Genomic DNA, 25,761 nt, shown 5'->3' on the forward strand with positions numbered 1-25,761 from the left:
ATCGATGTCGGACACGCCGGTGAGATCGGACGAACGGCCGGGTGAGGTCGTCGAGTTGCGGGTGCACGGCCTCTCCGGCGCCAACGCCGAGCAGGTGCTGGACCGGCCGAACGTACGGCAGGTGGCCGGTGACCGCAGCGGCGGCTTCTACCGGCCGCGGGCCGGCTATCCGGACACCAGGGGCGCGGGAGGGGTGCTCCTGGAGGCGTACCGGTGGCGGGATCTTCCCTCGGGCACCGCGGTCCGCACGCTCTCCCTGGTGTTCCTGCTGCCATTCATGCTCTGCAACATGGCGATCTGGATGCACCCGCCGGCGCGCGGACTGGCCGGCACGACCGTCAAGGCGCTCTGCCGGCTGCTCGCGCTGACCCTCACCGCCGTGTACGTGATCGCGGTCGCCGGTGTGACGCTGGACCTGGTCGCGTGGAAGTGCATGGGCTCGCCGCGGTGCCTGAACGACCGGAGCTGGCTGTCCTGGCTCGGCGAACGGCCGGCCGGCCTGCGGCTGGCGGTGCTGGCCCTGGTCCCGGTCGCGGCGGTGGGCCTGGTCTGGCGGTCGAGCAGCCGGCCGGGCTGGACCCGTCCGACGTTCGACGGCCCGGTCACGGCGTCCGGCGAGCACGAACTGACGGCGGTCGGTCAGTGGGACGCCGCTCCGCTGGTCTCCCGGCTGCGGTCGATCCACGTCGCCGCGGCCTTCGCCACGCTGGACGCCGTCCTGCTCGCCGCGCGCTCCGCCGGCGGCCGGGCGTCCGCCGCGACGGCCGTGCTGCTCGTGCTGACCACGGCGGTGCTGACCGCCTGCGTGGTGCTGGTCTGCGCCCATCCGCTGCTCGACCGCACCACGCCGGCCCCGCGCGTCGACCGGAACCTGCGCCGCCTCCGGAACTCGGCCTGCCTGCTGACCGTCGCGGTGGTGGTCGTCGTGGCGGCCGAGCCGGGGCGCTGGGCCGCCGAGACGGGCCTGCCGGGGTACGAGGAGGCCGTCACCCTCCTCTTCGCGACGCAGACCGTCCTCCTGGTCGTCCTCGGGGCCGCGGTGCTGTGGGCGCGTCCCCGGCTGCCGGGCGGGCCGCCCCTGCGTGCCCTCGGCGCCCCGGTGATCGACGCCGTCGCCGTCGGAATGGCGGTGGCGCTCTCCGCCGAACTGGTCTACCGGGTGGCGGACCTGCTGGACCGCGGCGCGCCCACCGGGGCGCAGCCGGGCAGCAGCCCGCCGCTGGCGTACAAGTGGGCGATCTTCGGCTTCTTCCTGGCGGTGACGGTCGCCTCGGTGGCCGGCGCGGTCGTGGCGCTGGCGTCCCGGCCCGCCCGCCGGCGCGCGGCGGCGGACATCCTGGCCCGCGACCACCCCGACGCGCCCCCCGAGGCCGCCGACCGGCTGCGTCAGGTCGGGAAGGTGATCGCGCGGGCCCGCTTCACCGAGTGGCTGACCCCGCTGGCCCTCACCTACGCCGGGCTCGCCGGGCTGGGAATGGCCACCAGCACCCTGGGACTGCTGCGGTGGAACCCCGGGATCGTGATCGAGGGCTGGACGCCGATCCCGGCCGACCTGGTGCACTTCGGCATCGTCCTGGGCAGCTACGTGATCGCCGGGGTGATCCTGGCGCTGATCCTGGGCGGCCTGTTCGCCTACCGGACCGCCGAGTTCCGCCGCTACGTCGGCGTGCTCTGGGACCTGGGCACCTTCTGGCCGCGGGCGGCGCACCCGTTCGCGCCACCCTGTTACGCCGAGCGGGCGGTGCCCGAACTCAGCCGCCGGATCAGCTACCTGACCGGGCAGGGGCAGTCGGTGCTGCTCGCCGGGCACAGCCACGGCTCGGTCCTGCTCGCCGCGACCGTGCTGCAACTGCCGCCGCCGGTCTGCGCGCGGGTGGCGCTGCTGACGTACGGGTCCCCGCTGAACCGGCTGTACGCCCGCTGGTTCCCCGCCTACATCCACGGCGACGTGCTGCACGAGGTCGGTCAGCGGGTCGGCTGGCGCTGGATCAACCTGTGGCGGGACACCGACTCCATCGGCGGGTGGATCTTCTCGCCGCACCGGCCGGGAGAGCCGCCGACGGCCGGCGGGCCGGCGGGGTCGGTGGACCGGCGGCTGCGGGACCCCGGGAACGTGGTCGCGCCGCCCAGCGACACCGTCCCGGCCCCGATCGCCGGGCACCTGCCGGGCGAGTCGGACCCGGGGTTCGGCGACGCCGTCCGCGAACTGGCCGATCGGCTGCGGGGCGCCGGCCCCGCCCCGCCCATCCGCCGGGCACCCTGAACGGCGGCTGCCCAAACCCGACGCATCGGCCCGGCCACCCTCCTAGGCTGGGAGGAGGGCGCGGGACGTCCGCCGTCCTGCCCATCGGGGAGGAGGGCGGGGGTGACCTCGATCCGACGGCGTGCGACGCCGGCCGATCCACTGCCGGGCCGCGAACCGTCCACGCCCGTGCCCAGCGGCGTGTGCCGTGACCTTCCGCCCGAGCTGGGGCCCGACGCGATCGGCGTACTCGAGGGTCGCACCTTCATGTTCTCCGACCCGGCGGGCAACGTGCCGAGGGGATCCATCGGCGGCCTGGTGCACGACGACACGCGCTTCCTCGACCAGTGGGAGCTCACCCTCGGCGACACCGCGCCGCTGGTGCTCTCCTCCGGCACCGTGGACGCGTACTCGGCGGCGTTCTTCCTCGCCAACGCGGGCCTGCCCGACCTGCCGGCCAACCGCGTCGGGATCCGGCGGCAGCGGGTGGTCGGCAACGGCCTGTACGAGCGGATCGAGCTGCGGTACTTCGGGATCGAGCCGGTGTCCCTGCGGCTGCGGCTGACGGTGGGCACCGACTTCGCGGACCTCTTCGAGATCAAGGAGTCCGGCCGGGACCGGGGCCCGGACATCGTCCGGACGCACGCGCGGGACGGGTCGGCCCTGGCGTTCAGCTATCGCAACGGTCACTACAGGGCATCGGTGCGGGTCGAGGCGGACCCGCCGGCCGATCTCGTCGAGGAGGACAGCCTGGTGTGGGAGGTGCGCCTGCGGCGCGGCCAGCGCTGGCGGTGCGAACTGCAGGTGCACCTGCGGTGCGGCGAGGAGGACTACCAGCCGGTCCGGCGCGGATTCGGCGAGACCTTCGACCACGGACCGGAGGATCCCTCGACCCGCTGGGCGGCCGGGAAGCCGCACCTGCACGCCGACATGGAGATGATCGGCAACGTCTACCGCAAGTCGGCGCTCGATCTGGTTTCGATGCGGATCGAGAAGAACATCCGCGGTGAACCCGTGGTGCTCACCGCTGCCGGCCTGCCCTGGTTCCTCACCGTGTTCGGCCGCGACACCCTGCTCACGGCCTACCAGACGATGGTGTGCGGCCCGGACGTCGCTCGGGGCGCGCTCATCGTGCTGGCCGCGCACCAGGCGACGAGCTTCGACGACTTCACCGACCAGGAACCCGGCAAGATCCTCCACGAGTACCGGACCGGGGAACTGACCCAGCTCGGGCTCAAGCCGTACCGGCCCTACTACGGCGGCGCCGACACCACCGCGCTGTGGCTGATCCTGCTGTCCGAGTACTGGCGGTGGAGCCGCGACGACGACCTCGTGTGCCGGCTCCGCCCGAACGCCGACGCCGCCCTCGGGTGGATCGACCACCACGGCGACCTCGACGGCGACGGCTACGTCGAGTACGCCACCCGCTCCCCGCAGGGACTCGGCAACCAGTGCTGGCGGGACTCCCCCGACGGGGTGCAGCACGCCGACGGCACCCTGCCGGTGCTACCGATCGCCACCTGCGAGACGCAGGGCTACACCTACGACGCGAAGCTGCGGATGGCCGAGCTCGCCGAGGGCCCGTGGCGGGACCCGGACCTGGCCCGCCGGCTGCGCACCGAGGCCGCCCGGCTGCGCGAGCAGTTCAACCGGGACTACTGGATCCCCGACCGGGGCGGCTACTACGCCGTGGGCCTCGACGGCGACAAGCGCCGGATCGACTCGATGACCTCGAACATGGGCCACCTGCTGTGGAGCGGGATCGTCCCGGAGGACCGGGCCGGACGCGTCGCCGCCCACCTCATGTCCGAGGAGATGTTCTCCGGCTGGGGCGTACGCACGCTCTCCACGGCCGAAACCGGCTACAACCCCATCGGCTACCACACCGGCACCGTCTGGCCGCACGACAACTCGATCATCGCCGCGGGGCTGGCCCGCTACGGCCATCGGCAGGAGGCGAACCGGATCGCCAAGGCGATGCTGCAGGCGGCGGCCCACTCCGACTACCGCCTGCCCGAGGCGTTGTCCGGCTACGACCGGTCCTTCGGCCCGCGGCCGGTCCCCTACCCGACCGCCTGCAACCCGCAGGCCTGGGCCAGCGGGGCGCCGCTGCTGCTCCTGCGCACGATGCTGGGCCTGCACCCGCAGGGCGAGCGGCTGGTCGCCGAGCCGCACCTCCCCGAGGAGGTCGGACGGATCCAACTGCGCCGCGTCCTGGCCGGTGGCCGACGGTGGGACGTGGAGGCCTTCGGGTCGCACGCCACCGTCACCCCGACCGATGACTCATGACCTCTGGCTCATGACCCCTCCGGGTCGGGCGCCGGGATCGTCGCGCCGGCCGCCAGCAGTCGCTCCGCCAGCGCGCGACAGCGCGTCCGCAGCTCCGGCGGGTCGAGCACCTCGAAGTCGTGCCCCAGCAGGAGCACCTGCATGAGCACGAAGTCGAGGCTGCCGGCGCCGCTGAGCACCTCGCAGCGCCCGCCGTCCCGCGGTCGTACCACGGCCGCCGACGCCGGAATCTGCGCGCGCACCGTGTCGGCGGACGCGTGCACGAGGAAGCGCGCCTGGTGTGGGTAGACCCGGCTCGACACCCCCTCCTGCACGTACGGGGCCGCGTCGGGGGCCGGGCGCGGGCGGAAGCGCCAGGTCCGTGCGGACACCTCGGTCATCCGGTCGACGCGGAAGCTGCGCCAGTCGTCGCGGTCGAGGTCGTAGGCGAGGAGGTACCAGCGCCGGTCGGAGGCGACCAGGCGGTAGGGCTCGACCCGCCGCCGTCGTACCTCGTTCCCGGACGGGTAGTCGAAGCCGGCCTCGACCTCGTCGCGGCAGGCCCGGGCCAGGGTCATGAGCACCTCGGGGTCGACCGCCGGGCGGCCCCCGCCGAAGGACTCCACCGAACCGGAGAGCGCGCGCACGTCGTGCCGCAGCCGGGTGGGCAGCACCCGGTCGAGCTTGGTCAGCGCCCGCAGTGCGGCGTCGCCGGCCCCGGCGACCGCGCCACCCGCGCCGGCGAGCAGCGACACCGCGGTGGCGATCGCCTCCTCGTCGTCGAGCAGCAGCGGGGGCAGCCGCTGCCCCGGACCGAGCTGGTAACCGCCGCCGACGCCCTGGCCGGCGTGCACCGGATAGCCGAGCGCGCGGAGCCGCTCGACGTCGCGCCGGATCGTGCGCGCCGTCACCTCGAGCCGGTCGGCGAGCTCGGGGCCGGTCCAGACCGGGCGCTGCTGGAGCAGCCCGAGCAGGGTGAGCACCCGCTCCGTCGTACCCCGCTCGTCGCCGCCCGCCGCACCCATGCCGCCCAGCCTGCCAGAGATAGCGGACCGATCCTGTCCGCCAGGGGTGCCAGAGTGGGCACATGGACGCGGACGAACTCCGCCTGCTGCGCGACCGCTACCCGCACACGAACACCGCGACGAACGGAGCAACCCGATGAGCCGCCACCTCCAGGTCACCTTCGACGCCCACGACCCGCGGGCGCTGTCGTCCTTCTGGCGCGACGTGCTGGGCTACGTCCACCCCGGCCCGCCCGGAGTCGACCTGCCCGAGGGCGCCGACCCGCTGGCCGCGTGGGACGACTTCCTCGCGCGGGTCGGCGTGCCGGAGGGGCAGCGCAACACGAGGTCGGCGATCGAGGACCCGGACGGGCACGGCCCACGGCTGTTCTTCCAGCAGGTACCGGAGGACAAGGTCGCCAAGAACCGGGTCCACCTCGACGTCCGGGCGGCTCCCGGACTGCGGGGAGACGAGCGCATGGCGGCGCTGGAGGCCGAGTGCGACCGGCTCGTCGCGCTGGGCGCGACGCGGGTACGTCGCCACGAGCCCGAGCCCCCGCTGAGCGCCGGCCACATCGTGCTGACCGACCCCGAAGGCAACGAGTTCTGCCTGGACTGACGCGGCTCAGCCGGCCCGGCCGGCGGCCGGGTCGGCGAGGTTGCCGTAAGTCGGGGCACCGGCCGTCTCGTACGTCAACTGCAGCGTGCCGCTGCCGTGGGTGACCGACTCGGTGAGCCGGAAGGCCGCGGGCACGGTGCCCTGCGCGAACAGCCGCTTGCCGCTGCCGAGCGTCAGCGGGTAGAGCCACAGGTTCAGCCGGTCCACGACGCCGAGCCGCAACAGCGACTGCACCAGGTCGAGGCTGCCGATCACGTGGATCGCGTCGTGGCGGTCCTTGAGCCCGGCCACGCCCTCGGCGAGGTCGCCGCCGAGGAGCGTCGAACCCTCCCATCCCAGCGGCTCGTGCAGCGTGCGGCTCGCCACGTACCGGGGCACCCGGTTGAGCAGGCCGGTGAAGGGGATGTCCGCGGGCGCCGTCGGCCAGTAGCCGGCGAAGATCTCGTAGGTCCGGCGGCCGAGCAGCAGCGCGTCCATGCTCCTGGCCTGCTCGAACATGGCGTCGCCGGACTCGTGGTCCAGCAACGGCGCCTGCCACCCGCCGTGGGTGAAGCCGCCGGCGCGGTCCTCGTCGGGCTGCCCCGGCGCCTGTGCCACACCGTCCAGCGTCACGAACTCGGTCACGACGAGCATGCCCACGGGACTCTTTCCTCTCACTTCGCCATCCGTCCCTGGGCAGACTGCGCCACCGGCCGGAACTCATCGGCCGGTACGACGACGAAATGACCGCTAGGCGGCGGACTGCGGAGTGGCCATCGTTGTGCCGGCCCGCAGGTGTGCCAGGGCGCCGCTCCACGCGGCCACCTGGTCGAGCATCGTGCTCACCGCGCCGACCTGGTGATCGCCGGGCTTGAAGACGCTGAAGTTCTCGAAGTCGGTGAAGAGCGAGAGCGCGACCTGGGCCCGCACGTCCGCCATCTGCAGCTCGGCGACAACCAGGCGGAGGTGCTCCACCGCCCGGGTGCCGCCGACGCTGCCGTAGCTGACGAACCCGGCTGCCTTGTTGTTCCACTCCGAGTAGAGGAAGTCGATGGCGTTCTTCAGCGCCCCGGAGGTGGAGTGGTTGTACTCCGGGGTGACGAAGACGTAGCCGTCGAAGGAGGCGATCTTCTCGGCCCACCGCAGGGTGTGCGGCTGGGTGTACTGCCCGAGCGACGGGGGTGTCATCTCGTCGAGGTGCGGCAGGTCGAAGTCCTTGATGTCGACGAGTTCGTACTCGGCGTCGTCGCGCTTGGCGGCGATCTCGTGGACCCAGCGGGCCACCGTCTCCCCGTTACGCCCCGGACGCGTGCTCCCGATGATGATGCCGATCCTGGTCATTGCCGTCCCTTCCGTCCGTTGGCCCGGCGACAGCGGGCGCGGCCGGCGGGTACCCGGTTGGCACGGTTTCGAACGGACCATCCCCTCGATCAGTGCCAGTCGCTGATCTGCACGTCCCGCGGCGACGGCGCCCCCTCGCCCGTCTCCACCAGCGACTTCAAACTCATCAGGTACGAACCCCACTTGGTGCTGCAGTGGTGCATGAACTCGACCGGCTCCCGCCAGCCCTGGTGCTTTAACAGCACGATCGTGTAGTCGCCGGCCTGGCGCAGGTCCCAGTCGATCGTGGTCCCGATCCACTCCTCCGGGCCGTCCACCACCCGCCACGACACCCGCTCGGACGGCCGCAGCTCCACGACCTCCATGTCGAAGCCACCGGGCAGGAACCGGAACTCGAGGACGCCGCCGACCTCGCCGCTGCCCTTCGTGTCGTCGGTCCACCAGCCGGCGAGGCCCTCGACGGTCGTCAGCGCGTCGTACACCTTCTCCGGCGTCGGGGTCTTGACCCCGACGCGGTGCAGAATGTCCACCATCTCGACTCTCCTCTGTCTCGTTGTCAGTCCTGTCGGGTGCGCTGGATCGCCTCGGCGATCCGCTTGATCCGCCGGAGCCGGGCGTCCCACGCCGCCCCGACCGACGAGAGCTGGGCCACCGCGCGGGCGAGCTGGACGTCGTCCACCCGGTAGCGCTTCTCGCGGCCGGCCGGCAACGCCCGGACCAGGCCGGCCCGGTCCAGGACGCCGAGGTGCTTGGCCACCGCCTGCCGGGTGACCGGCATGTGCTGGCTCAGGCTGGTCGCGGTGCCGTCGCCCTCGACGAGCAGCAGGTCGAGCATCCGGCGGCGGGTCGGGTCCCCGATCGCGGACCAGAGGTCGTCGTCGACCTGGTCGGCCACCGGAGTGCTCATGCCCGCACCTGCAGCGTCGCGGCGTACGGCACCAGCCGCGGCAGGTAGAAGTCCCAGCCGCTGACGTGGTCCCGGTACTGCTGCTCCAGGACGGCGACCTCCCAGCCCATCTCGCGGAAGCCGGTCTCGGTCATCCTGAGCAGCGTCCCGGGGCCCGACGGGGTCAGGTCGAAGGTGACCAGCAGCGAGTTGCCCGCCACCGCGACCTCGCCGGCCGGCTGCGTCCAGCGGAACGAGAACGTGCGCGGCGGTCGCGCGTCGACCACGGTGAACGGCACCACCGTTCCGCCGGCCTCGCGGTCGCCGAAGACGATCTCGCCCGTCGACCCGGGCGTCGGGTCGTAGCGCGCGTCGTCCGGCCACCACTCCTTCAGGTGGTCCGGGCTGCTCACCACCTCGAAGACGATCTCGGGCGACGCCTCGACGTAGATCTCCCGCTCGATGGTCCCGAACTCCATGACATCCTCCTGCAACCTTTGGTTGCAGATGACGGTACCCGGGGAGCCGGTCTCGCGCAACCATCAGTTGCGCTTCGCTGGCCGCACTCCGGGCGCCCGGGGCGGGCTCGTCCCGGATCGGGCCTAGCGGCTGGCCCGCGGGGCCATCGGGGTGAGGCCGAGGTCGGCGAGCGCGGCCGCGCCGCGAGCGGCGTGGTCGCCGCCGGCGAGCATCAGGGTCCGTGCCGCCTGGTAGCGACAGCCGCTGGCCTCGAAGGCGCCGACGGTGGCGAGCAGCCGCTCCCGGTCGTCGTCGAGCAGCGCTCCGGCCCGCTTCACGATGGCGGCGGCGACCGGGTTGCCGGAAACGATGCGCCGGGCCTCGGCCAGGCGCGGGCCGGCGTCGGGGCTTCCGGCGAGCACGGTGGCCTCGGCACGCAGCGCCACGTACCAGTGAAGCCAGATCCAGGTGACCCACTTCCACACGTCGCCGGGCTCGGGCGCCAGCCGCGCCAACGCGTCGCCGGCCTGTCCGTGATGGAGCATGAGCATCGCGTCGAAGACCGCGCCGTAGCCGTAGACGTGCTCGGGCGGGGTGCCGAGCTGTTTCAGCACCCCGTTCCATTCGCGCTGGGCGTCGAGGTCGTCGCGGAGGCCGTGGATCATCGCCACCCCGGCCACCGCCGGACCGAGGACCGACCTGGCGGGGCTGCCGGCCCGTTGCCACGCTTCGAGGAACCGGACGCCGCCGGTGAGCACCTCGTCGACGTTGCCCGCCAGCGCGTCGGCCACCAGCAGCCAGCTCGTGGCCCGATGGCCGACCTCGGCCAGCAACGGATGATCCGCGAGTTGCCGGGCCCACCGGCGGGCGCCCGGCAGGTCGCCCGCGCCGAGGCCGGCCTCGGTCGCCATCCCGAGCGCGTCGAGCAGTTCGTGCGTGCTGGCCGGAGTGTCCGGCGTGGACGCGAGCAGCGCGATCCGGCGGCGCGCAGTGGCCGCGGCGGCGAACGCGTCGCCCGCCCAACTGCGGGCGCCGGTGAGCGAGTCGAGCGCGGCGGACTCGGCGAGCGGGTCGCCGGTGCGGTGAGCGAGCTCCACCGCCCGTTCGGCACGGGCGATCGTCTCCGGAACGGCGTTGTCGGCCGGCCCCTGGGCGGCGCCGAACGCGTCGGTGAGCACGCCCGCCTCGGCCAGCGCCAGCGCGGCCCGGGCGGCCGGGTCGTCGCCGGCCAGCTCGCGCGCCTCGTCGACGAGCGCGACCGCCTCCTCCTCCGACGGGAGGCGCGCGAACTTGCTCCAGAACCGGTACGCGTTGGTGGCGGCGGTCGCCAGGTCGACGGCGGCGCCGGCGGTGTCCCCCGCCCGGCGGGCGGCGGCCGCGGCCGCGCGGTGGAAGCGGTACATGTCGTCGCCCCGCATCCGGCAGCCGGCCACGGCCGCGGCCTGCCGAAGCATCGACGCGGTGGCGGCCGAGTCTTCCGCCAGCGCCGCGGCCTGCTCGTAGCGCAGCTGGGACTCGCCGATCAGGTTCCGGGTGAAGGACAGCTCCGCCAGGTGCCGGGCGAGGCGGTACGCGTCCGCGCGCTGCTCCGGTCGGTCGGCCGCCCACCCCAGAGCGGCGCGGAGGTCGCCCGCCACCCGGTCGAAGCGGGCCCGCCAGTCCGCCCGTACCACCGCCAGGGCGGCGGCCTCGGCCAGGCACCAGCGCAGGTGCCGGGACCGGGCGTCGACCAGCTCGCCGGCCTCGGCGAGCTGCTCCGTCCCGTACTGGCGGATGGTCTCCAGCGCCCGGTACTCGGTGCCGGCGAGGGACGCCGTCACCACGAGCAGGCTCTGCTCGGCGAGCCGGGCCAGCCCGTCGGCGACAACGCCGGCCTCGGACCCGGCAACCTCCGCCGCCGCCTCGACGGTGAACGGCGCCACGAACACCGACAGCCGGCGCAGCAGCGCCCGGTCGGCCGGCTCCAGCAGCGCGTGGCTCCAGTCCAGTGCCGCCCGGACCGAGCGGTGCCGGTCATCGGCGCGGGAACCGCCGGCGAGCATCCGGAGCTGGTCGGACAGGCCGGCGGTGAGGCCGTCCAGCCCGAGCGTGGGCCACCGGGCGGCGGCCAGCTCGATCGCCAGCGCCACCCCGTCCAGTCGCGCGCAGACCGAGGCGATGTGGCCGTGCAGCGCGGGGTCCGGCAGCCGCCCCACCGCCGCCGCGCGATCCAAAAACAGCGCGACGGCGTCCGATTCGCCGTCACCGGCCAACGACAGCGGCGGGACCGGATACACCCGCTCGAACGGCACCATCAGCCGGGCCCGGCTGGTCGCCAGCACCGCCACCCGCGGACACGCCGCGAGCAGTCGCTCGACGAACGGCGCCACCGCGTCCCGCACCTGCTCGCAGTTGTCCAGCACCAGCAGGGCGTGCCGGTCGGCCAGCGCGGCGACCACCGACTCGTCCAGGCCGGAGCCGGGCTGCTCGCCGAGGCCGAGCGCGGCGGCGACCGCGGCCGCGACCACCGAGGTGCCCGGGTCGGTGACCGGGACCAGGTCGACGAACCAGACCCCGTCGGCGTACTCGCCGGCTGCGTCCGCGGCCACTGTCAACGCCAGCCGGGTCTTGCCCACCCCGCCGGGGCCGACGGCGGTCACCTGCCGGTGCGTTTTGATCATCTCGGTCAGCTCGGCCCGCTCCCGCGCCCGGCCGATGAACGAGGTCAGTGGCGTCGGCAGGGCCGGCGCCGGCCGGGACCGGTCGGCGCGAGCCAGCTCGGACGCGCGCCGGGCGAGGGCCCGCCGATCCGGCATCGCCAGCTTGCGCAGCAGCGAGGAGACGTGGCTCTCCACGGTACGCACGGAGATGAACAGCCGCGCCCCGATCTCGGCGTTGCTGAGATGCTCCCCCACCAGGGCCAGCACGTCGGCTTCCCGGGCCGAGATCTCCACCGTCGCCGTCATGGCCACATTCTCGCCCACCCCCGTGCTCCGGATCCGAGGTGGATTCCGTGGTCGGCACCGATGCCGGCCCGGGCATCGCCAGGCGACGCTCAGACACAGGCAGATCGGTCACGGGAAACGGAGCGGAAGAGATGAACCTGGGGTCTGGTGCGCGGTCATGGGTCGGATCGGTCGGCCGGCTGCTGAGACAGCCGGTGCTGCGCCGGCTCCTCCCCGGCATGTTGGTCTCCGCCCTCGGCGACGGCATGAGCATGGTCGCGGTGGCCTGGCTCGCGGTCCAGATCGCCCCGTCGGGCCAGGCCGGCGTCTGGACCGGGCTGGCGGTGGCGGCGTACGCGCTGCCGGCCCCCATCGGCGCGGCGGTGCTCGCCCGGCTGATGCGGCGGCTGCGCGCGTCGCAGCTGGTGGCGGCGGACGCCTCGGTGCGAGCGGTGGCGCTGGGCGCGGTCGCGGTCCTGGCGGTGGCGGGCCTGCTGCACCCGGTGGTGTACGTGGCGTTGCTGGCGGCCTCGTCGCTGCTGCACGCCTGGGGAAGCGCCGGGGCCTACACGCTCGTCGCGGAGTTGCTGCCGGAGGAGGATCGGCTCACCGGCAACGCGCTGCTGTCCACGTTCGCGCAGGCGGCGTTCGTGGTCGGCCCCGCCCTGGCCGGCGGGCTGACCGCGCTGGTCGGCCCGGGCTGGGTGATCGGGGTGGACGCGGCGAGCTTCGCGGTCCTGGCGGCGGCCGGCTGGACGGTCTCCACCCGGTCGGCGGCGGCCGTCGAGGCGGCGCCGGCCGCGCCGGAGACCGGCGGCTGGCGCACCATTCTGGACCGGCCGCGCCTGTTCGGGCTGATCGTGGTCACCTGCGCGTTCTTCTTCCTCTACGGCCCGGTCGAGGTGGCCCTACCGGTCCACGTCGCCCAGGGGCTGCACGGCTCACCCGGTCTGCTGGGGCTGTACTGGACGGTGTTCGGCATCGGGGCCACCGTCGGCGCGCTCGGGGCCGCGGTGCTGCGGCATCGCCCGCCGTGGCCCGTGGTGGTGAGCATCATCGTGGGCTGGGGCGCCGCCCTGCTCCCCCTCGGGCTCACCGATGCCGTCGCGCCCGGGTTGGTCGGCCTCGCCCTCGGCGGTCTGATCTACGGCCCGTTCACCGCCATCTCCACCGCGTTGTTCCAGCACAGCACCCCACCGCAGGCGCTGAGCCGGGTGCTCGCCGCCCGCACCGCGCTGACCACTCCCGCCACCGCGCTGGGCACCCTGCTGGGCGGTCCGGTCGTGGCCGCGGTCGGTGGCCGGCAGACCCTGTTGATCTCCGCCCTGCTCACGATCGCGCTGGGCGCCGCCGTCGCGGCCGCCCTCCGGCTCACCGGGCGTGGCCGGCACCCGGCCCGGACGAACCCGGACCCGGCGCTCGCGGCGGCTCCGGTCGCGGGCGGGAACGCCTGACGCCCGGCCTCACGACGCCTGCCGTCCGTGATCCGTGCCGTGGTCCGTGGGCGGTTCCGTGGTCGCCACGGATGCCCGCCGACGGCGCTGGACGGCATGCTGTGAGCACAGCCGACGGAGCAGTACCCACCGGGTCGCTGCGACCCACGACCACAGGAGTGACCATGACCGACTCTTCCACCCAGGGCATCAAGACCGTGCTGCACCCCGTCTCCGACCTGGCCGCGGCCAAGGCGGTGTACGCCGCGCTGCTCGGCATGGCGCCGCAGACCGACTCGCCCTTCTACGTCGGCTTCGAGGCCGCGGGCCAGCAGATCGGGCTGGTGCCGGCCGGTGGGCCGCAGGGTATGACCGCGCCGGTGGCCTACTGGCACGTGTCGGACATCGAGGCGAAGCTGGCCGAGGTGACCGCCGCGGGCGCCACCGTGAAGGAGGCCGCGCACGACGTCGGCGGCGGCCGCCTGGTGGCCACCTTCACCGACCCGGACGGCAACGTCCTGGGCCTGCTCCAGGACCGATGACTGGGAGCCGCTGTCCCTCGGTCCGGCGGTGCCCGCGAGAACCGCGCGGGCACCGCCGGAAAGTTCTCCCGCCGGCTCGACGGACAGCGGCGGAAGCGCCCCTACGATGCGAGCGTGACTCGCGTCATCCCGGCCCGGAGGCCGTACCCGCTGCTCGCCGCCGCGATCGTCCTTCTGTTGCTCGGCGCGGGTCTGGCCTGGGTCGTCGACGATTCGCTGGGGCTGAGTCACACCCCCGCCGCCGTGCCACGCGAGGACGTCGCCGCCGCGCCGCGGCGGGTCGCCGTACCGGCGCCGCCGCTGGCCTCGGTGGTCGTGCCGGACGAGCCGCGCACCCGCAAGGCCGGGGCCGCCGTCGCCGACGCGCTCGCCGCGCGCGGCCTGCCCCGCCCGGCCGTCACCCCGGCCCCGCGGGGCCCAGCCGCCGGGACCAGGGCCCCGGCGGGCTCGCCCGCACCGGACCTCTCGACGGTGACCACGCTGCGGGCGGGCGTGCTCGCCACCCTGGCCGGGTCGCCGGAGTCGTACCGGCTCAGCGTCCGGGGGACCGAGCTGGCCGTCGAGGGGGGCGACGTCGCGGGCATCGCGGCCGGGCTGTACCGGCTCGCCGACCGGATCCGCTCCGGCACCGAAGCGCTGCCCGCCGCCGAGGCCGGCCGGCTGGTCACCCCGCGGCTCGGCCTGCGGCTGACCGACGCCGGCTCCGTCGGCCGCGAACCCGACCCCGCCGCGTTCGCCGCCGGCGACGACTACAACCTGAACACCGACGTGGTCGGGCCGGCGCTGCTGCCGCGCGCGCCGTGGGTGGACGCCGACGCGGTGGCCCGCATCGGCGCGCAGTTCCGGCAGTTCGTCGACCACTCGGTGGCGCAGGGCTACAACGCCGTCGTGGTCCCCGGCTTCCTGGAGTACGTCACCTTCGCGAAGGTCGGCGACGGGCACGCGGTCTACCCGGCCGGCGACCCGCACGTCGACCGCGCGAAGGCCATGGTCGCGGCGTTCGGCCCGGTCTTCGGCTACGCCGAGGAGATGGGCGTGAAGGTCTTCCTGCTCACCGACATGCTCGCGGTGTCGCCGCCGCTGGAGGCGTACCTGACCAGGACCGTCGGCGGGCTCGACGTGGCCGACCCCCGCCTGTGGGCGGTCTACCGGGCCGGGCTGGCCGAGCTGTTCGAGAGCATGCCCTTCCTGGACGGTTTGATGGTCCGCATCGGCGAGGGCGGCGAGGTGTACGCCGGGGACGGCTGGGACTACTCGTCGAAGCTCGCGGTCACCACGGAGGCGTCCGTACGCGCGATGCTGCGGGCGCTGCTGGACACCGCGGGGCTGGCCGGCAAGGAGGTCATCTTCCGCACCTGGACCGTCGGCGTCGGTGCCGTCGGCGACCTGCACACCAATCCGGAGTCGTACGCGCGGGTGCTGCGCGGGTTCGACGACCCGCACCTCATCGTGTCCACCAAGTACACCCTCGGCGACTTCTACAGCCACCTGCCGCTGAACGCCACCCTGCTGGCCGGTGAGCACCGGCGCATCGTGGAGTTCCAGGCCCGGCGCGAGTTCGAGGCGTTCGGCTCGCTGCCCAACGACCTCGGCCCGCTGCACCGGCAGGCGCTGCGCGCGTTCCTCGCCGCCAATCCGAAGATCGAGGGCGTCTGGAACTGGACCCAGGACGGCGGCCCGCTGCGCGCCGGGCCGATGTCGCTCTACCTGCGGGCCGGGTTCTGGCAGCTGTACGACCTCAACACCTACGCCGTCGCGCGGCTGGCGTGGGACCCGGACGCCGACCCGGCGCAGGTCACGGCGGACTGGGCGTACCGCACGTTCTCCGCCGACCCGGCCACCGTCGCGGCGATCGGGCAGGCCATGGCGCTGTCCCGGCCGGCGGTCACCAAGGGCCTCTACATCGGGCCGTACGCCGACAACTCGGTACGGGCGCTCGGGCTGGAGCCGCCGCCCATGATGTGGATCTTCGAGTGGGACATCCCCACAGGCGACTCCGCCGCGCTGGACAGCATCTACGCGGTGACCGGTGGTCGCGTCGACGCGGCGATCGACGCGGCGATCGACGAGGGCCGGCAGGCCGTCACGCTGGCCCGGCGCATGCGCGACCTGGTCGCCGCCACCGACCCGGCGACCTGGTGCGACGCCGGGCTGCGCGAGCGCTTCACCGACACGCTCGACTACCAGGTGAACCTGTTCGAGACGCTGGCCGCCTACCGGACCATGGTGCTGCGGCACGCGCAGTGGCTGGACACCGGCGCCCGGGCCGCCTACGACGACTGGCGGGCGGCCGAGGCGGCGTACCGGAGTGCGCGGGACGGGCACCGGCAGCGCTACGGCGGCGACCTCGACCTGCCCGCGTACAACTTCACCGCTGCCGACCTCGGGGCGCAGCGCGCCGGCCGGGACCCGGCCATGGCCTGGGCGGCCCGGGCGCTGCTCGCGCTGATCCTTGTAGTGGTGCTGCTCGGCCTGCGCGGGCGGGGGTTCGGTGGCGCCGCCGCGCGGGGTCTGCTGCTCGGCGCGGTCCGGCCGTGGCGGGTCGCCGCGCTCCCGGCGCCTGGGTCCCGGGTGGACCGGATCGTGGTGTGGCTGGTCCCGGCGGTGGTCCTGCTGGCGAGCCGGCTCGTGTTCACCTGGTTCGCGGCTCCCGCGCACCTGCTGGTCACCCTCAGCGGGTGGGCGCTGTTCGCCCTCGTCGTACGCCTCGTCGTCGGCCGGCGGGACCCGTTCCACCTGTGGGCCGTGGTCGGCGGCGTCGCGCTGCTGCGCAGCGTGCTGCTCCTGGTGGCGCTGGCCGGGCGCGGGCCGGGGCGGTACTGGTTCGCCTTCTGGACCGCGCCGACCCTGCGCGCCGCCTACCTCACCGCCGCGTTCGCCGCGTTCTGCTGGCTCTTCGTGGCCACCGCCGTCGTCCTCCGCGACCGGTACCGCCTGCGGCGGCGCAGCGCCGTCGGGCTGACCCTGACCGCTGCGGGTGTCCCGCTCGGACTGCTGGCCGGCCTGGTCGGGGTGATCGGCCTGGAGCGCGCGCTGACGGTGTGGAACGACCAGTTGGCCCTGCTGCCCTGGGGGCTGTCCCGGATCCTCGGCATCACCGTCTACCTGGGCATTCCGGCCGACCTGCCGGTGTACGCCGCGGTCGCCGGAGCCGCCCTGGCGGCCGCCGGGCTGCTGCTGTCGATCGGCCGCGGCCGCCGAGGAACGGAAGCCCTGGACAACTACAGTTAACAACCCTAATAGTTGTGCATCCGTCGATACGTTCGGCCGCCCACCCCTCCGGAGGACCGGATGCACCGCAGCGCCCGTACCCCGTTCCTGGCCGCCCTCGCGGCCCTCGCCACGGCCGCCACCGCCGCGGCGACCGTGGCCCTCGCCAGCCCGGCGCTGGCCGCCGGCCCCACCGCCACCTTCACCAAGACCTCCGACTGGGGCAGCGGCTGGGAGGGCAGATACACCATCACCAACGGCGGCGGCAGCACCATCACCGGCTGGCAGGTGGCCTTCACCCTGCCGGCGGGCACCACCCTCGGCTCGTACTGGGACGCCACGGTCAGCAGCGTGGGCCAGCGGCACACCTTCACGAACCGGTCCTGGAACGGCACGATCGCCCCCGGCGCCTCGGTGTCGTTCGGCTTCCTCGCCACCGGATCCGGCTCGCCGACCGACTGCACCCTCAACGGCGCCCCGTGCGGCGGCGGCACCCCGACCACGCCACCGACGACCACCCCACCGCCCACGACCAGCCCGCCGCCGACGACCGCCCCGCCGACCATGCCACCACCGACGACCCCGTCGCCGACGACCCCGCCGCCGGCGAGCGGGCTGCCGAAGCACGCCCTGATCGGCTACCTGCACGCCAGCTTCGCCAACGGCTCCGGCTATCTGCGGATGGCCGACGTGCCCGCCGACTGGGACGTCATCAACCTCGCCTTCGGTGAGCCCACCTCGGTCACCTCCGGCGACATCCGCTTCCAGCTCTGCCCCGTCACCGAGTGCCCCACCGTCGAGAGCGAGGCGGAGTTCACCGCCGCCGTCCGGGCCAAGCAGCAGCAGGGCAAGAAGGTGCTGCTCTCCATCGGCGGCCAGAACGGGCAGGTGCAGCTGACCACGGCCGCAGCCCGGGACACCTTCGTCCGGTCGGTGTCCGCGATCATCGACCGGTACGGCCTCGACGGCCTGGACATCGACTTCGAGGGTCACTCCCTCTACCTGAACCCGGGCGACACCGACTTCCGCAACCCCACCACCCCGGTGGTCGTCAACCTGATCGCGGCGATCCGAGCCCTCAAGCAGCGCTACGGCGCCGGATTCGTCCTCACGATGGCCCCGGAGACGTTCTTCGTGCAGCTCGGCTACCAGTTCTACGGGCCCGGCCCGTGGGGCGGCCAGGATCCCCGCGCCGGGTCCTACCTGCCCGTGATCCACGCCCTGCGCGACATCCTCACCGTGCTGCACGTACAGGACTACAACTCCGGCCCGATCGTCGGGCTGGACGACCAGTACCACACCATGGGCGGCGCGGACTTCCACATCGCGATGACCGACATGCTGCTCGCCGGGTTCCCGGTCGCCGGAAACACCAGCGCGGTCTTCCCGGCGCTACGCGAGGACCAGGTCGCCTTCGGCACGCCGTCGTCGACCAGCGCGGGCAACGGCTACGTCGCCCCGGCGGGCGTACAACAGGCGGTCACCTGCCTCGTCCGGGGCCAGAACTGCGGCGCGTACACGCCGCTCAGCGGCACCAACCCCGGCTTCCGCGGCCTGATGACGTGGTCGATCAACTGGGACCGGTACTACGGCTGGGAGTTCCGGCTCAACCACGGCCCGTTCCTCAAGGCGCTGCCCTGACCTCGCGCCGACGCCTCCGGGGCCGCACCGGCCGGGCCCCGGGGGCGGGCGCTCCTGTCGGTCAGCGCCGGCCGGATGGCCGGCCGGTCATCCGCTCCGCGAACTGGCGGAGCTTCTGCTGGGTGCCCGGTTTCGCCGCTTCCCGTCGTCCGCGGTCGATCATCTTGCGCCCCTGCGGGCTGTTGAGGAATCCCTTGAGCCGTTGGCCGACCGATGTCATGACCTGTCCCTTCCCGCTCGTCGTGCGGCACTCCGCGGTGCCTCAGCCGGGTGCGGGTGTCACTTCGGCTGGGGCGCAGCCGCTCGCTGCGGGCTTCCACCGCGGTGCCGCCTTCGTGCCGTCCTCTGGTCAGGCCTGGATACCCGGACGCGCCCCGCTTATCTGTGATCGGGGATCGTCAGCCCTTCGGCTCGGGTCGAGCCGCCGGCGGAGCAGCCGCTATTTGACCTTGGGGGTCGATCGGACCACGATGCCGTCGTACTCGGGATGCTTCTCCAGCCAGCCACTCAGGAAGGGGCAGATCGGCACCACGGTCCGCCCCTTCGCGCGCGCGTCATCCATCACCGCGCGGGCCAGGGTCGAACCGACGCCCCGTCCCTCGAACTCCGGGGCCACCTCGGTGTGGGTGTAGGCGATGATGCTTCCGCTCAGCTGATAGGTGACCACACCGGCCGTCGCGCCCGTCTCGTCGCGCGCCTCGAACCGCTCCCGCTCGGGCACGTCCGTCACCGTGAAAACCATCCCGCAATCCAACCACGGTGCGATGAGATCCACCGCTGGAAGTGACCGCGGCGACAGGCCGGTTGCCGAAGTGATCCAGGTCACTCCGAATGAACTTTCACCGGCCGCTCACGTCCGGGACACCCGGATACCTCTCGCGTTCATCAAGGGAGAATGATGCGGTCAGTTCGCAAGATATCGGCGCTGGCACTGCTGGTGCTGGGCGTCTCGGCGGCGGCTCCTGGTGGCCCGCCCGCCGTGGCGCAGCCCCGAGCCGCGAAGCCGGCGACCCCACCCGCGGTCGCGGCCAAGCCCCGGACCGTCACGCTGCTCACCGGCGACACCGTGCACGTCAGCACGGTGAACGGCCGGACGGCGGTCGACGTCGTGCCGGGCAAGGGACGGGAACGGATCCCGTTCCTCACGCACAGCGCCGGCGAGGACGTGCGGGTCATCCCCGGCGACGCCGTCGGCCTGCTCAACCGGGGCAAGCTCGACGAGCGACTCTTCGACATCTCGATGCTGGTCGGTTTCGGCTACGACGACACCCGGGCCACCCTGCCGCTCATCGTCCAGCACGGCAGCGCCGCCACCGCCCGCCTCGCCGGCGGCCGGGTCACCCGGGAGCTCTCCGGGGCGAGCGCGGTCGCGGAGAGCCGCGCGGACGCGGTGTCCTTCTGGAACAACCTCACCTCCAACGGGAACGGCACGGAGCGGCAACTGCGGGCCGGGTTCGACAAGATCTGGCTCGACGGGCTGCGTCAGCCCACCCTCGACGTCAGCGTCCCGCTGACGGGCGCGCCGCAGGCCTGGCAGGCCGGCTGGACGGGCACCGGGGTGAAGGTCGGCGTGATCGACACCGGCGTCGACCAGACCCACCCCGACCTGGCCGGCCGCGTCGCCGCGGCGGAGAACTTCACCGGCGACCCGGACACCCTCGACCGGGTCGGCCACGGCACCCACGTCGCCTCCACCATCGCCGGTAGCGCCGCCGCCTCGCAGGGCCGTTTCAAGGGCATGGCGCCCGGCGCGACCCTCTACAGCGCCAAGGTCTGCACGGAGATCGGCTGCCCGGAGTCGGCGATCGTGGCCGGTATGACCTGGGCGGCGCAGCAGGGCGTCAAGGTCGCCAACATGAGCCTCGGCGGCGCGGACAGCCCGGAGACCGACCCGATCGAGGCGGCCCTGGCCGACCTCACCCACCGCTACGGCGTGCTCTTCGTCGTCGCCGCCGGCAACAGCGGCGAGGCCGGCGAGTCCACGGTGAACTCCCCCGGCAGCGTGACCGAGGCGCTGACCGTGGGTGCCGTGACCAAGACGGGCGAGCTGGCCGGCTTCTCAAGCCGGGGCCCGCGCACGGGCGACGCCGGCATCAAGCCGGACATCACCGCGCCCGGCGTCGGCATCGTCGCCGCCCGCAGCTCGACCTCCGACCTGCAGCCGAACGACGAGAATCCGCAGTACACCGCCCTCAACGGCACCTCGATGGCGACTCCGCACGTGGCCGGCGCAGCGGCGATCCTGACCCAGCAGCACCCGGACTGGGCGCCCGAGCGGATCAAGTCCACGCTGATGGCGGCCGCGAAGCCGAGCGCCACCATCGGTGTCTACGAGCAGGGCGCGGGCTTCCTCGACGTCGCCCGGGCCACCCGGCAGACCGTCACGGCGAGCCCGGTCAGCGTCGCCTTCGAGCGGACCACCACCGCGCAGCAGAGCACGGTCACGTACGCCAACAGCGGCTCCTCCGCCCTCACCCTGGCGGTCTCCCTCGACGCCAAGGACGCCGAGGGCGCCCCGGCGCCGGCCGGCCTGTTCAGCCTCAGCGCCTCCTCGGTGTCGGTCCCGGCCGGCGGCACGGCCACCGTGACCGTCACCGTCCAGGCCGGCGCCGACCTGCCCGACCACTACTTCGGCGGTGAGGTGACCGCCACCGGCGACGGCGTGCAGGTGCAGACCCCGGTCGCGCTCGACATCGCCCGCCACCGGCTGGACCTCAAGCTCGTCGGGCCGGACGGCGGAGCACCCACGTCCGAGCAGGGCTGGGTGACCCTCCTGACCGACCTCGACCGGCAGACCGTCACGGTGTTCGAGAACCCGGCGATCACTTCGTACCGGGTCCGCGCGGGTCGCTACCTGGTCCAGACCTACCTGTTGACCGGCGACCCGTACCTCCCGCACGTCACCTCGCTGATGCGCCCGAGCCTCGACCTGACCACGGACCAGGCGCTCACCATGGACGCCCGCCTGGCGAAGCCGATCGTGGTGACCGTGCCGAACCCGAAGGCCACCGCGGTCCACCAGGAGTTCGGCTGGACGATCCGGACCGAGCAGCCGCAGATCTGGGGCAGCAACGACCCGTTCGGCGTGGTGATGGGCATCCCCCTCGATCAGGTGCGGACCGCCCAGATCGGGGCCGGCAAGACGCCCGGCTTCGTCTCCTACGTCAACGGGATGTGGGGCCAGGTGGCCGAGGACGGCAGCCTGCACAACAGCCCGTACGCCTACCGGGTCTACTTCTACGAGCCGGAGAGGATGATGACCGGGCTGACCCGCAGGCTGCGCGCGGGCGACTTCGCCACGGTCCGCTCGCGGGTCAGCGCCGACGTGGCCGGCGTGCCGGTTTCGCGGACCGCGGTCGCGCACGCGCCCGGCAACTCGCCGGTCTACCGGGACGAGCGCACCATCCCGCCGAGCTTCAGCTACGACGCGCCGGGCACCATCACCGAGTACTACAACCAGGACAAGCAGGCGGTGTGGCAGTCGACCTCGTCGCAGCTGAGGTACACGTACTACGAGTCGGCGTGGACCAGCTTCCGGCCCGGCCGCACGTACGACGTGAAGTGGGCCAACGGCGTGGCCGGGCCGGTCTTCCCGGAGCCGAACTTCGGCCAGCAGTTCGCCACCCGCTACTGGGGTGACCTCATGGGCGGGCCGGGGCCGCTGCACGGCGACGGCACCGGGCACATGGGCTTCCGGCACGTTCGCGGCGGCAGCGTGCAGGTGAACCTCTACCGCGACGGGGTCAAGGTCGGCGACGCGACCCAGGCGCCCTGGGTGTGGGAGGTGCCCGCGGAGAAGGGTGACTACCGGCTGGCCGCGACCTTCCGCAGCGACCCGGAGTTCACCCTGTCGACCGTGGTCGACGCCGAGTGGACCTTCACGTCCGGGCACGTGAGCGACGGCGAGCTGGTGAAGCTGCCCATGACGGCGATCCGCTACAGCCCGGAGCTCGACATCGACAACCGGGCGCCGGCGGGCCGGCTGTTCGCGATCCCGGTCTCGCTCGACCGTCAGGTCGGGGCGGCGCCGGGCCGGACCAGGACCTTGACCGTCGAGGCGTCCTTCGACGACGGCAAGACCTGGCAGCGGCTGACCGTGCAGCGGTCCGGCGAGAAGGCGGTCGCCTGGGTGCACAACCCGGCGGGCGGCGGCTTCGTATCGCTGCGGGCCGCCGCGTCGGACACCAGCGGTAACACGGTCAAGCAGACCATCATCCGCGCCTACCGGTACTGACGGTGGGCCCCGGACGCGGCGCCCGCGGGCGCCGCGTCCGGGTCACCGGTGCCAGAGCAGCCGGTCGCGGATCCGCCGGGCCATGGGCGAGTCCGTCCCGTCCAGCTCGGCCAGGGCCTCGCTCCACGCCTGCCCGGCCAGGGCCGGGTCGCCGTTGGCGGAGTGGAAGTCGCCGATCGAGACCAGCACCTCGGCGGTGTGGTGCGGGGCCCCGGCGGCGCGGAAGGTGTCGATCGCCTGCTGCCAGGTCGCCGTCGCGTGCGGCAGGTCGTCGACCATCGAGTACGTGTGCGCCAGCCAGGCCTGGGTGGTGCCCACCCCGTGCAGGTCGCCGAGGGCGTCGAACTGCCGCCGCGCCTCGACGAACATGCCCAGCGCCTCGTCGTGCCGGCCGAGCCAGCCCTGTGCCCGCGCGATGGTCAGCAGCGCGTTGGTGGCGCCCCGCACGTTGCCCTCGGCGCGAAGGAGCGCCCGCGCGGCCTCGGCGTGCCGGATCGCCTCGAGGTAGCGCCGCTGGGCCAGCCGGATCTCGGCGATGTTGTTCTCCACGTGGCCCTGCTCGGTCCGCCGGCCCAGACGATGGAAGAGCGCCCGGGCGTGCTGCAGGTGCAACAGCCCGCGGTCCAGATCGGCCAGGAAATAGCAGGCGCCGCCCAGGCTGCGGTGCAGCAGGGCCTGGACTGCGGGGTCGTTCCCGGTCGCGGCGAGGCCGGTGCTCACCGTTGCCGCCCACTGCTTGAACTGCGCGGTGTCCTGGAAGTAGTTCTGCAGGGCCAACGCGATCCGCCAGGCCGTGTCCGGACGGCCGCGCTCCTCGGCCCGCGCGACGATGTCGGTCAGCACCCGTTGCTCGGCGGCGAACCAGGCCAGCGCGTCGGCCCGGCCGGTGAAGCCCCGTCCGGTGACCCCGCGCTCGGACGGCTCCGGCTCCGGCAGCGGCACCTGCGGCTGCAGCGGCAGATGCGCCGCGTACGCGCTGAGCTGGTAATAGTCGTAGACCCGCTCAATGGCGGCGGTCCGCTCGGTGTCGTCGTCGAGCTCCTCCCCGAGTTCCGTGGCATAGGCGCGCAGCAGGTCGTGCATCCGCCACCGGCCGCCGCCGGGCTGGACCAGCAGCTGCGCCCCGAGCTCGGCGAGCAGGCCGCGGGCGGCGCGCAGGGACAGGCCGCCCAAAGCGGCCGCCGCTTCCGTGCTCAGCTCCCCGGCCGGGTGCAGGGGCAGCAGCCGGAAGAGCCGGGCCGCCTCGGGAGTCAGGGCCCGGTAGGACCAGGAGAAGATCGCTTCCAGGTCGGCGTGCGCGTCCCCGAAGCCGGCCAGCCGGCCGTCCGCCCCGGCCAGCTCGCCGGCGACGGCGGGCAGGCTGAGCCCGGGCCGGCCGACGCTGCGGGTGGCGACCAGCGCCAGGGCCAGCGGCAGCCGGCCGCACCGCGCGATGATCTCGTCGACGGCGGCCGGGTCGGCGGCCGCCGCCTCGCCGAGCCAGCGGGTGAGCAGCTCGCGGGCCTCGGCGCCGGTCAGCAGGTCGAGGTGCAGCGGGTGGGCGCCGGCCGGGCCGGCCACGCCGGTGATCCGGCGGCGGCTGGTGGCGATGACGAGGCTGTCGCCGGTGCCGGGCAGCAGGTGCCGGATCTGCTCCCAGTCACGGCAGTTGTCGAGAAGGATCAGCATCCGGCGCTCGGCCAGGATGCTGCGGTAGAGACCGGCCTGGGCGTGCAGCTCGGCCGGGATGGCGGCCGGCGCGACTCCGAGGGACCACAGGAAGCCGCGCAGCGCCTCGGCCGGTGTCATCACCGAGTCGCCGGAGCCGAAACCGCGCAGGTCGGCATGCAACTGCCCGTCGGGATAGCGGGCGGCCAGCCGGTGGGCCAGGTGCACCGCGAAGGTGGTCTTCCCGACCCCGGGCATTCCGTCGATGACCAGCGCGGTGGTCCGCGGGTCTGCGGCCAGCAGCTCCTCCGCGGCCGCCACGACGTCGCGGCGGCCGGCGAAGTAGGGGTGGTCGGCCGGCAACTGCGCCGGTGGCTCGCCCCCGGTCGACGGCGACGACCTCGGCTCGGCCGGCGGCCGTGATTCGGCCTCGGCGCCGCCGGGCGGCGCTCCGGACCGGAGGAAGGACGGTGCGACGCCGCGCCGCGACCTGGAGCCGTCGGCCGGGACGTCGTGGTCGAGCAGGCTGTCCCGGGCCGCGCGCAGGTCGCCGCCCGGCTGGATGCCGAGCTCGTCGGCGAGCCGGTGCTCGATCTCGGCATAGGCCGCGAGGGCCTCGGCTCGCCGGCCGTCCGCGGCGAGCGCGAGCAGCAGCCGCGCCTGCAGGGCCTCGTCCAGCGGCTCGGATTCGGCGGCCAGCCGGATCGCGGGCAGCACCGCGTGGACGCACCCGGCCCGCAGGGCGGCGTCGGTGGCCGCCCGGACGGCCGCGAACCGCTCGCCGTCGACCGCGACGAACTCCGGATGGGCCCGGCCGCCGGCCTGCAGCCCCGAGGCGCACCGGTCGCGCCACAGCGCCAGCGCCTCCCGGTAGAGCTCGACGGCCGGCTCGCCGGAGCCGGCACCGGCCTGGGCGACCAGGCGCCGGAACCGCAGCAGGTCGAGCGACTCTCCGTCGAGCCGCAGCCGGTACTCGGCGCCGTCGCGGATCAGCACCGAGCCCACCGCCCGGGTCGGCAGCCCCGGCTCGAAGCGCCGCCGGAGCATTCCGACGTGCCGGTGCACCACGTTGACGGCGCTGGGCGGGGGGTCGGACTCCCAGAGCAGGTCGACGAGCTCGGCGACGCTGACCCCGCCGCCGGCCCGGACGAGCAGCAACGCCAGGATCAGCCGCTGCTGCCGGGTGCCCAGGTCGATCTCGGACCGGCCACGCCAGGCCCGCACCGGGCCGAGAACGGCGAAGGTGAGCGCGCTGGTCATCCTGGTGCGATCCACACGGTGCTGGTTGCCACGATCGCCACAGCATGTCAGGGCCCGCGGCGCGGCGGGCAC

General features: G+C 73.9%; 18 protein-coding genes. 8 read left to right on the forward strand and 10 right to left on the reverse strand.

Features of this window, described 5'->3' with window-relative positions:
- The first annotated feature begins 19 nt into the window (after positions 1-19).
- Together AB0F68_RS12760 and AB0F68_RS12765 are read left to right on the forward strand one after the other, a co-directional pair.
- Positions 20-2,263: a hypothetical protein gene (locus AB0F68_RS12760; protein ID WP_357336041.1), complete on the forward strand. Its 2,244-nt coding sequence runs from the start codon at positions 20-22 to the stop codon at positions 2,261-2,263.
- 102 nt (positions 2,264-2,365) lie between these two features.
- Positions 2,366-4,531 (forward strand): glycogen debranching N-terminal domain-containing protein, encoded by a 2,166-nt coding sequence (locus tag AB0F68_RS12765; RefSeq protein WP_357336043.1) that lies wholly within the window; start codon positions 2,366-2,368, stop codon positions 4,529-4,531.
- Positions 4,532-4,539: 8 nt separating this feature from the next.
- Here AB0F68_RS12765 and AB0F68_RS12770 read toward each other — a convergent pair whose 3' ends face one another.
- On the reverse strand, positions 4,540-5,535 hold the full coding sequence (locus AB0F68_RS12770) for a YafY family protein (protein WP_357336045.1): 996 nt from the start codon (positions 5,533-5,535) through the stop codon (positions 4,540-4,542).
- A 136-nt stretch (positions 5,536-5,671) separates the two neighbouring features.
- Here AB0F68_RS12770 and AB0F68_RS12775 point away from each other — a divergent pair, with 136 nt between their 5' ends.
- Positions 5,672-6,133 carry a VOC family protein gene (locus tag AB0F68_RS12775; protein ID WP_357336047.1) on the forward strand — a complete coding sequence of 154 codons (462 nt, stop codon included), beginning with the start codon at positions 5,672-5,674 and terminating at the stop codon, positions 6,131-6,133.
- Positions 6,134-6,139: 6 nt separating this feature from the next.
- Here AB0F68_RS12775 and AB0F68_RS12780 read toward each other — a convergent pair whose 3' ends face one another.
- The 6 genes from AB0F68_RS12780 to AB0F68_RS12805 form a co-directional block, all read right to left on the reverse strand.
- Positions 6,140-6,766, reverse strand: a complete 627-nt coding sequence (locus tag AB0F68_RS12780; protein WP_357336476.1) for a dihydrofolate reductase family protein — start codon at positions 6,764-6,766, stop codon at positions 6,140-6,142.
- A gap of 96 nt (positions 6,767-6,862) precedes the next feature.
- Positions 6,863-7,453 carry an NAD(P)H-dependent oxidoreductase gene (locus tag AB0F68_RS12785; protein WP_357336050.1) on the reverse strand — a complete coding sequence of 197 codons (591 nt, stop codon included), beginning with the start codon at positions 7,451-7,453 and terminating at the stop codon, positions 6,863-6,865.
- An 89-nt stretch (positions 7,454-7,542) separates the two neighbouring features.
- On the reverse strand, positions 7,543-7,986 hold the full coding sequence (locus AB0F68_RS12790; protein ID WP_357336052.1) for an SRPBCC domain-containing protein: 444 nt from the start codon (positions 7,984-7,986) through the stop codon (positions 7,543-7,545).
- A gap of 23 nt (positions 7,987-8,009) precedes the next feature.
- Positions 8,010-8,360: a metalloregulator ArsR/SmtB family transcription factor gene (locus AB0F68_RS12795; RefSeq protein WP_357336054.1), complete on the reverse strand. Its 351-nt coding sequence runs from the start codon at positions 8,358-8,360 to the stop codon at positions 8,010-8,012.
- Positions 8,357-8,818 (reverse strand): SRPBCC family protein, encoded by a 462-nt coding sequence (locus AB0F68_RS12800; RefSeq protein ID WP_357336056.1) that lies wholly within the window; start codon positions 8,816-8,818, stop codon positions 8,357-8,359. Before AB0F68_RS12800 ends, AB0F68_RS12795 begins: the two co-directional genes overlap by 4 nt.
- A gap of 123 nt (positions 8,819-8,941) precedes the next feature.
- Positions 8,942-11,743 (reverse strand): LuxR C-terminal-related transcriptional regulator, encoded by a 2,802-nt coding sequence (locus tag AB0F68_RS12805; protein ID WP_357336058.1) that lies wholly within the window; start codon positions 11,741-11,743, stop codon positions 8,942-8,944.
- Positions 11,744-11,874: 131 nt separating this feature from the next.
- Here AB0F68_RS12805 and AB0F68_RS12810 point away from each other — a divergent pair, with 131 nt between their 5' ends.
- The 4 genes from AB0F68_RS12810 (at position 11,875) to AB0F68_RS12825 (ending at position 18,548) form a co-directional block, all read left to right on the forward strand.
- Positions 11,875-13,176, forward strand: a complete 1,302-nt coding sequence (locus tag AB0F68_RS12810) for an MFS transporter (RefSeq protein ID WP_357336060.1) — start codon at positions 11,875-11,877, stop codon at positions 13,174-13,176.
- 164 nt (positions 13,177-13,340) lie between these two features.
- Positions 13,341-13,697: a VOC family protein gene (locus AB0F68_RS12815; protein WP_357336062.1), complete on the forward strand. Its 357-nt coding sequence runs from the start codon at positions 13,341-13,343 to the stop codon at positions 13,695-13,697.
- 114 nt (positions 13,698-13,811) lie between these two features.
- Complete coding sequence (locus AB0F68_RS12820) at positions 13,812-16,928, forward strand: hypothetical protein (protein WP_357336064.1); 3,117 nt, start codon at positions 13,812-13,814, stop codon at positions 16,926-16,928.
- Between the two features lie 60 nt (positions 16,929-16,988).
- Entirely contained in the window at positions 16,989-18,548 is a 1,560-nt protein-coding gene (locus tag AB0F68_RS12825; protein ID WP_357336068.1) for a cellulose binding domain-containing protein, read from the forward strand.
- A gap of 61 nt (positions 18,549-18,609) precedes the next feature.
- Here the strand turns inward: AB0F68_RS12825 and AB0F68_RS12830 are convergent, their stop codons facing one another.
- Both AB0F68_RS12830 and AB0F68_RS12835 read right to left on the reverse strand, forming a co-directional pair.
- A complete protein-coding gene (locus tag AB0F68_RS12830; RefSeq protein ID WP_357336070.1) occupies positions 18,610-18,768 on the reverse strand; it encodes a hypothetical protein in 159 nt (52 codons plus the stop codon).
- 219 nt (positions 18,769-18,987) lie between these two features.
- Positions 18,988-19,323, reverse strand: coding sequence for a GNAT family N-acetyltransferase (locus AB0F68_RS12835; RefSeq protein WP_357336072.1), 336 nt, complete (start codon positions 19,321-19,323; stop codon positions 18,988-18,990).
- Positions 19,324-19,446: 123 nt separating this feature from the next.
- On the opposite strand from AB0F68_RS12835, the gene AB0F68_RS12840 reads away from it, so the two are divergent.
- Positions 19,447-22,782: a S8 family serine peptidase gene (locus AB0F68_RS12840; protein ID WP_357336074.1), complete on the forward strand. Its 3,336-nt coding sequence runs from the start codon at positions 19,447-19,449 to the stop codon at positions 22,780-22,782.
- Positions 22,783-22,824: 42 nt separating this feature from the next.
- On the opposite strand, the gene AB0F68_RS12845 is transcribed toward AB0F68_RS12840, so the two are convergent.
- Positions 22,825-25,689 carry a BTAD domain-containing putative transcriptional regulator gene (locus AB0F68_RS12845; protein ID WP_357336076.1) on the reverse strand — a complete coding sequence of 955 codons (2,865 nt, stop codon included), beginning with the start codon at positions 25,687-25,689 and terminating at the stop codon, positions 22,825-22,827.
- Positions 25,690-25,761: the final 72 nt, after the last annotated feature.

The sequence above is a fragment of the Micromonospora sp. NPDC023966 genome, assembly GCF_040639095.1.
Lineage (GTDB): Bacteria > Actinomycetota > Actinomycetes > Mycobacteriales > Micromonosporaceae > Micromonospora.

Bases quoted from the DNA above. Each gene is read 5' to 3' on its own strand.
- AB0F68_RS12785 (WP_357336050.1), bottom strand. From the start codon at position 7,453: ATGACCAGGATCGGCATCATCATCGGGAGCACGCGTCCGGGGCGTAAC.
- AB0F68_RS12815 (WP_357336062.1), top strand. From the start codon at position 13,341: ATGACCGACTCTTCCACCCAGGGCATCAAGACCGTGCTGCACCCCGTC.
- AB0F68_RS12795 (WP_357336054.1), bottom strand. From the start codon at position 8,360: ATGAGCACTCCGGTGGCCGACCAGGTCGACGACGACCTCTGGTCCGCG.
- AB0F68_RS12780 (WP_357336476.1), bottom strand. From the start codon at position 6,766: ATGCTCGTCGTGACCGAGTTCGTGACGCTGGACGGTGTGGCACAGGCG.
- AB0F68_RS12775 (WP_357336047.1), top strand. From the start codon at position 5,672: ATGAGCCGCCACCTCCAGGTCACCTTCGACGCCCACGACCCGCGGGCG.
- AB0F68_RS12790 (WP_357336052.1), bottom strand. From the start codon at position 7,986: ATGGTGGACATTCTGCACCGCGTCGGGGTCAAGACCCCGACGCCGGAG.
- AB0F68_RS12830 (WP_357336070.1), bottom strand. From the start codon at position 18,768: ATGACATCGGTCGGCCAACGGCTCAAGGGATTCCTCAACAGCCCGCAG.
- AB0F68_RS12770 (WP_357336045.1), bottom strand. From the start codon at position 5,535: ATGGGTGCGGCGGGCGGCGACGAGCGGGGTACGACGGAGCGGGTGCTC.
- AB0F68_RS12825 (WP_357336068.1), top strand. From the start codon at position 16,989: ATGCACCGCAGCGCCCGTACCCCGTTCCTGGCCGCCCTCGCGGCCCTC.
- AB0F68_RS12800 (WP_357336056.1), bottom strand. From the start codon at position 8,818: ATGGAGTTCGGGACCATCGAGCGGGAGATCTACGTCGAGGCGTCGCCC.
- AB0F68_RS12840 (WP_357336074.1), top strand. From the start codon at position 19,447: ATGCGGTCAGTTCGCAAGATATCGGCGCTGGCACTGCTGGTGCTGGGC.
- AB0F68_RS12810 (WP_357336060.1), top strand. From the start codon at position 11,875: ATGAACCTGGGGTCTGGTGCGCGGTCATGGGTCGGATCGGTCGGCCGG.
- AB0F68_RS12805 (WP_357336058.1), bottom strand. From the start codon at position 11,743: ATGACGGCGACGGTGGAGATCTCGGCCCGGGAAGCCGACGTGCTGGCC.
- AB0F68_RS12845 (WP_357336076.1), bottom strand. From the start codon at position 25,689: ATGACCAGCGCGCTCACCTTCGCCGTTCTCGGCCCGGTGCGGGCCTGG.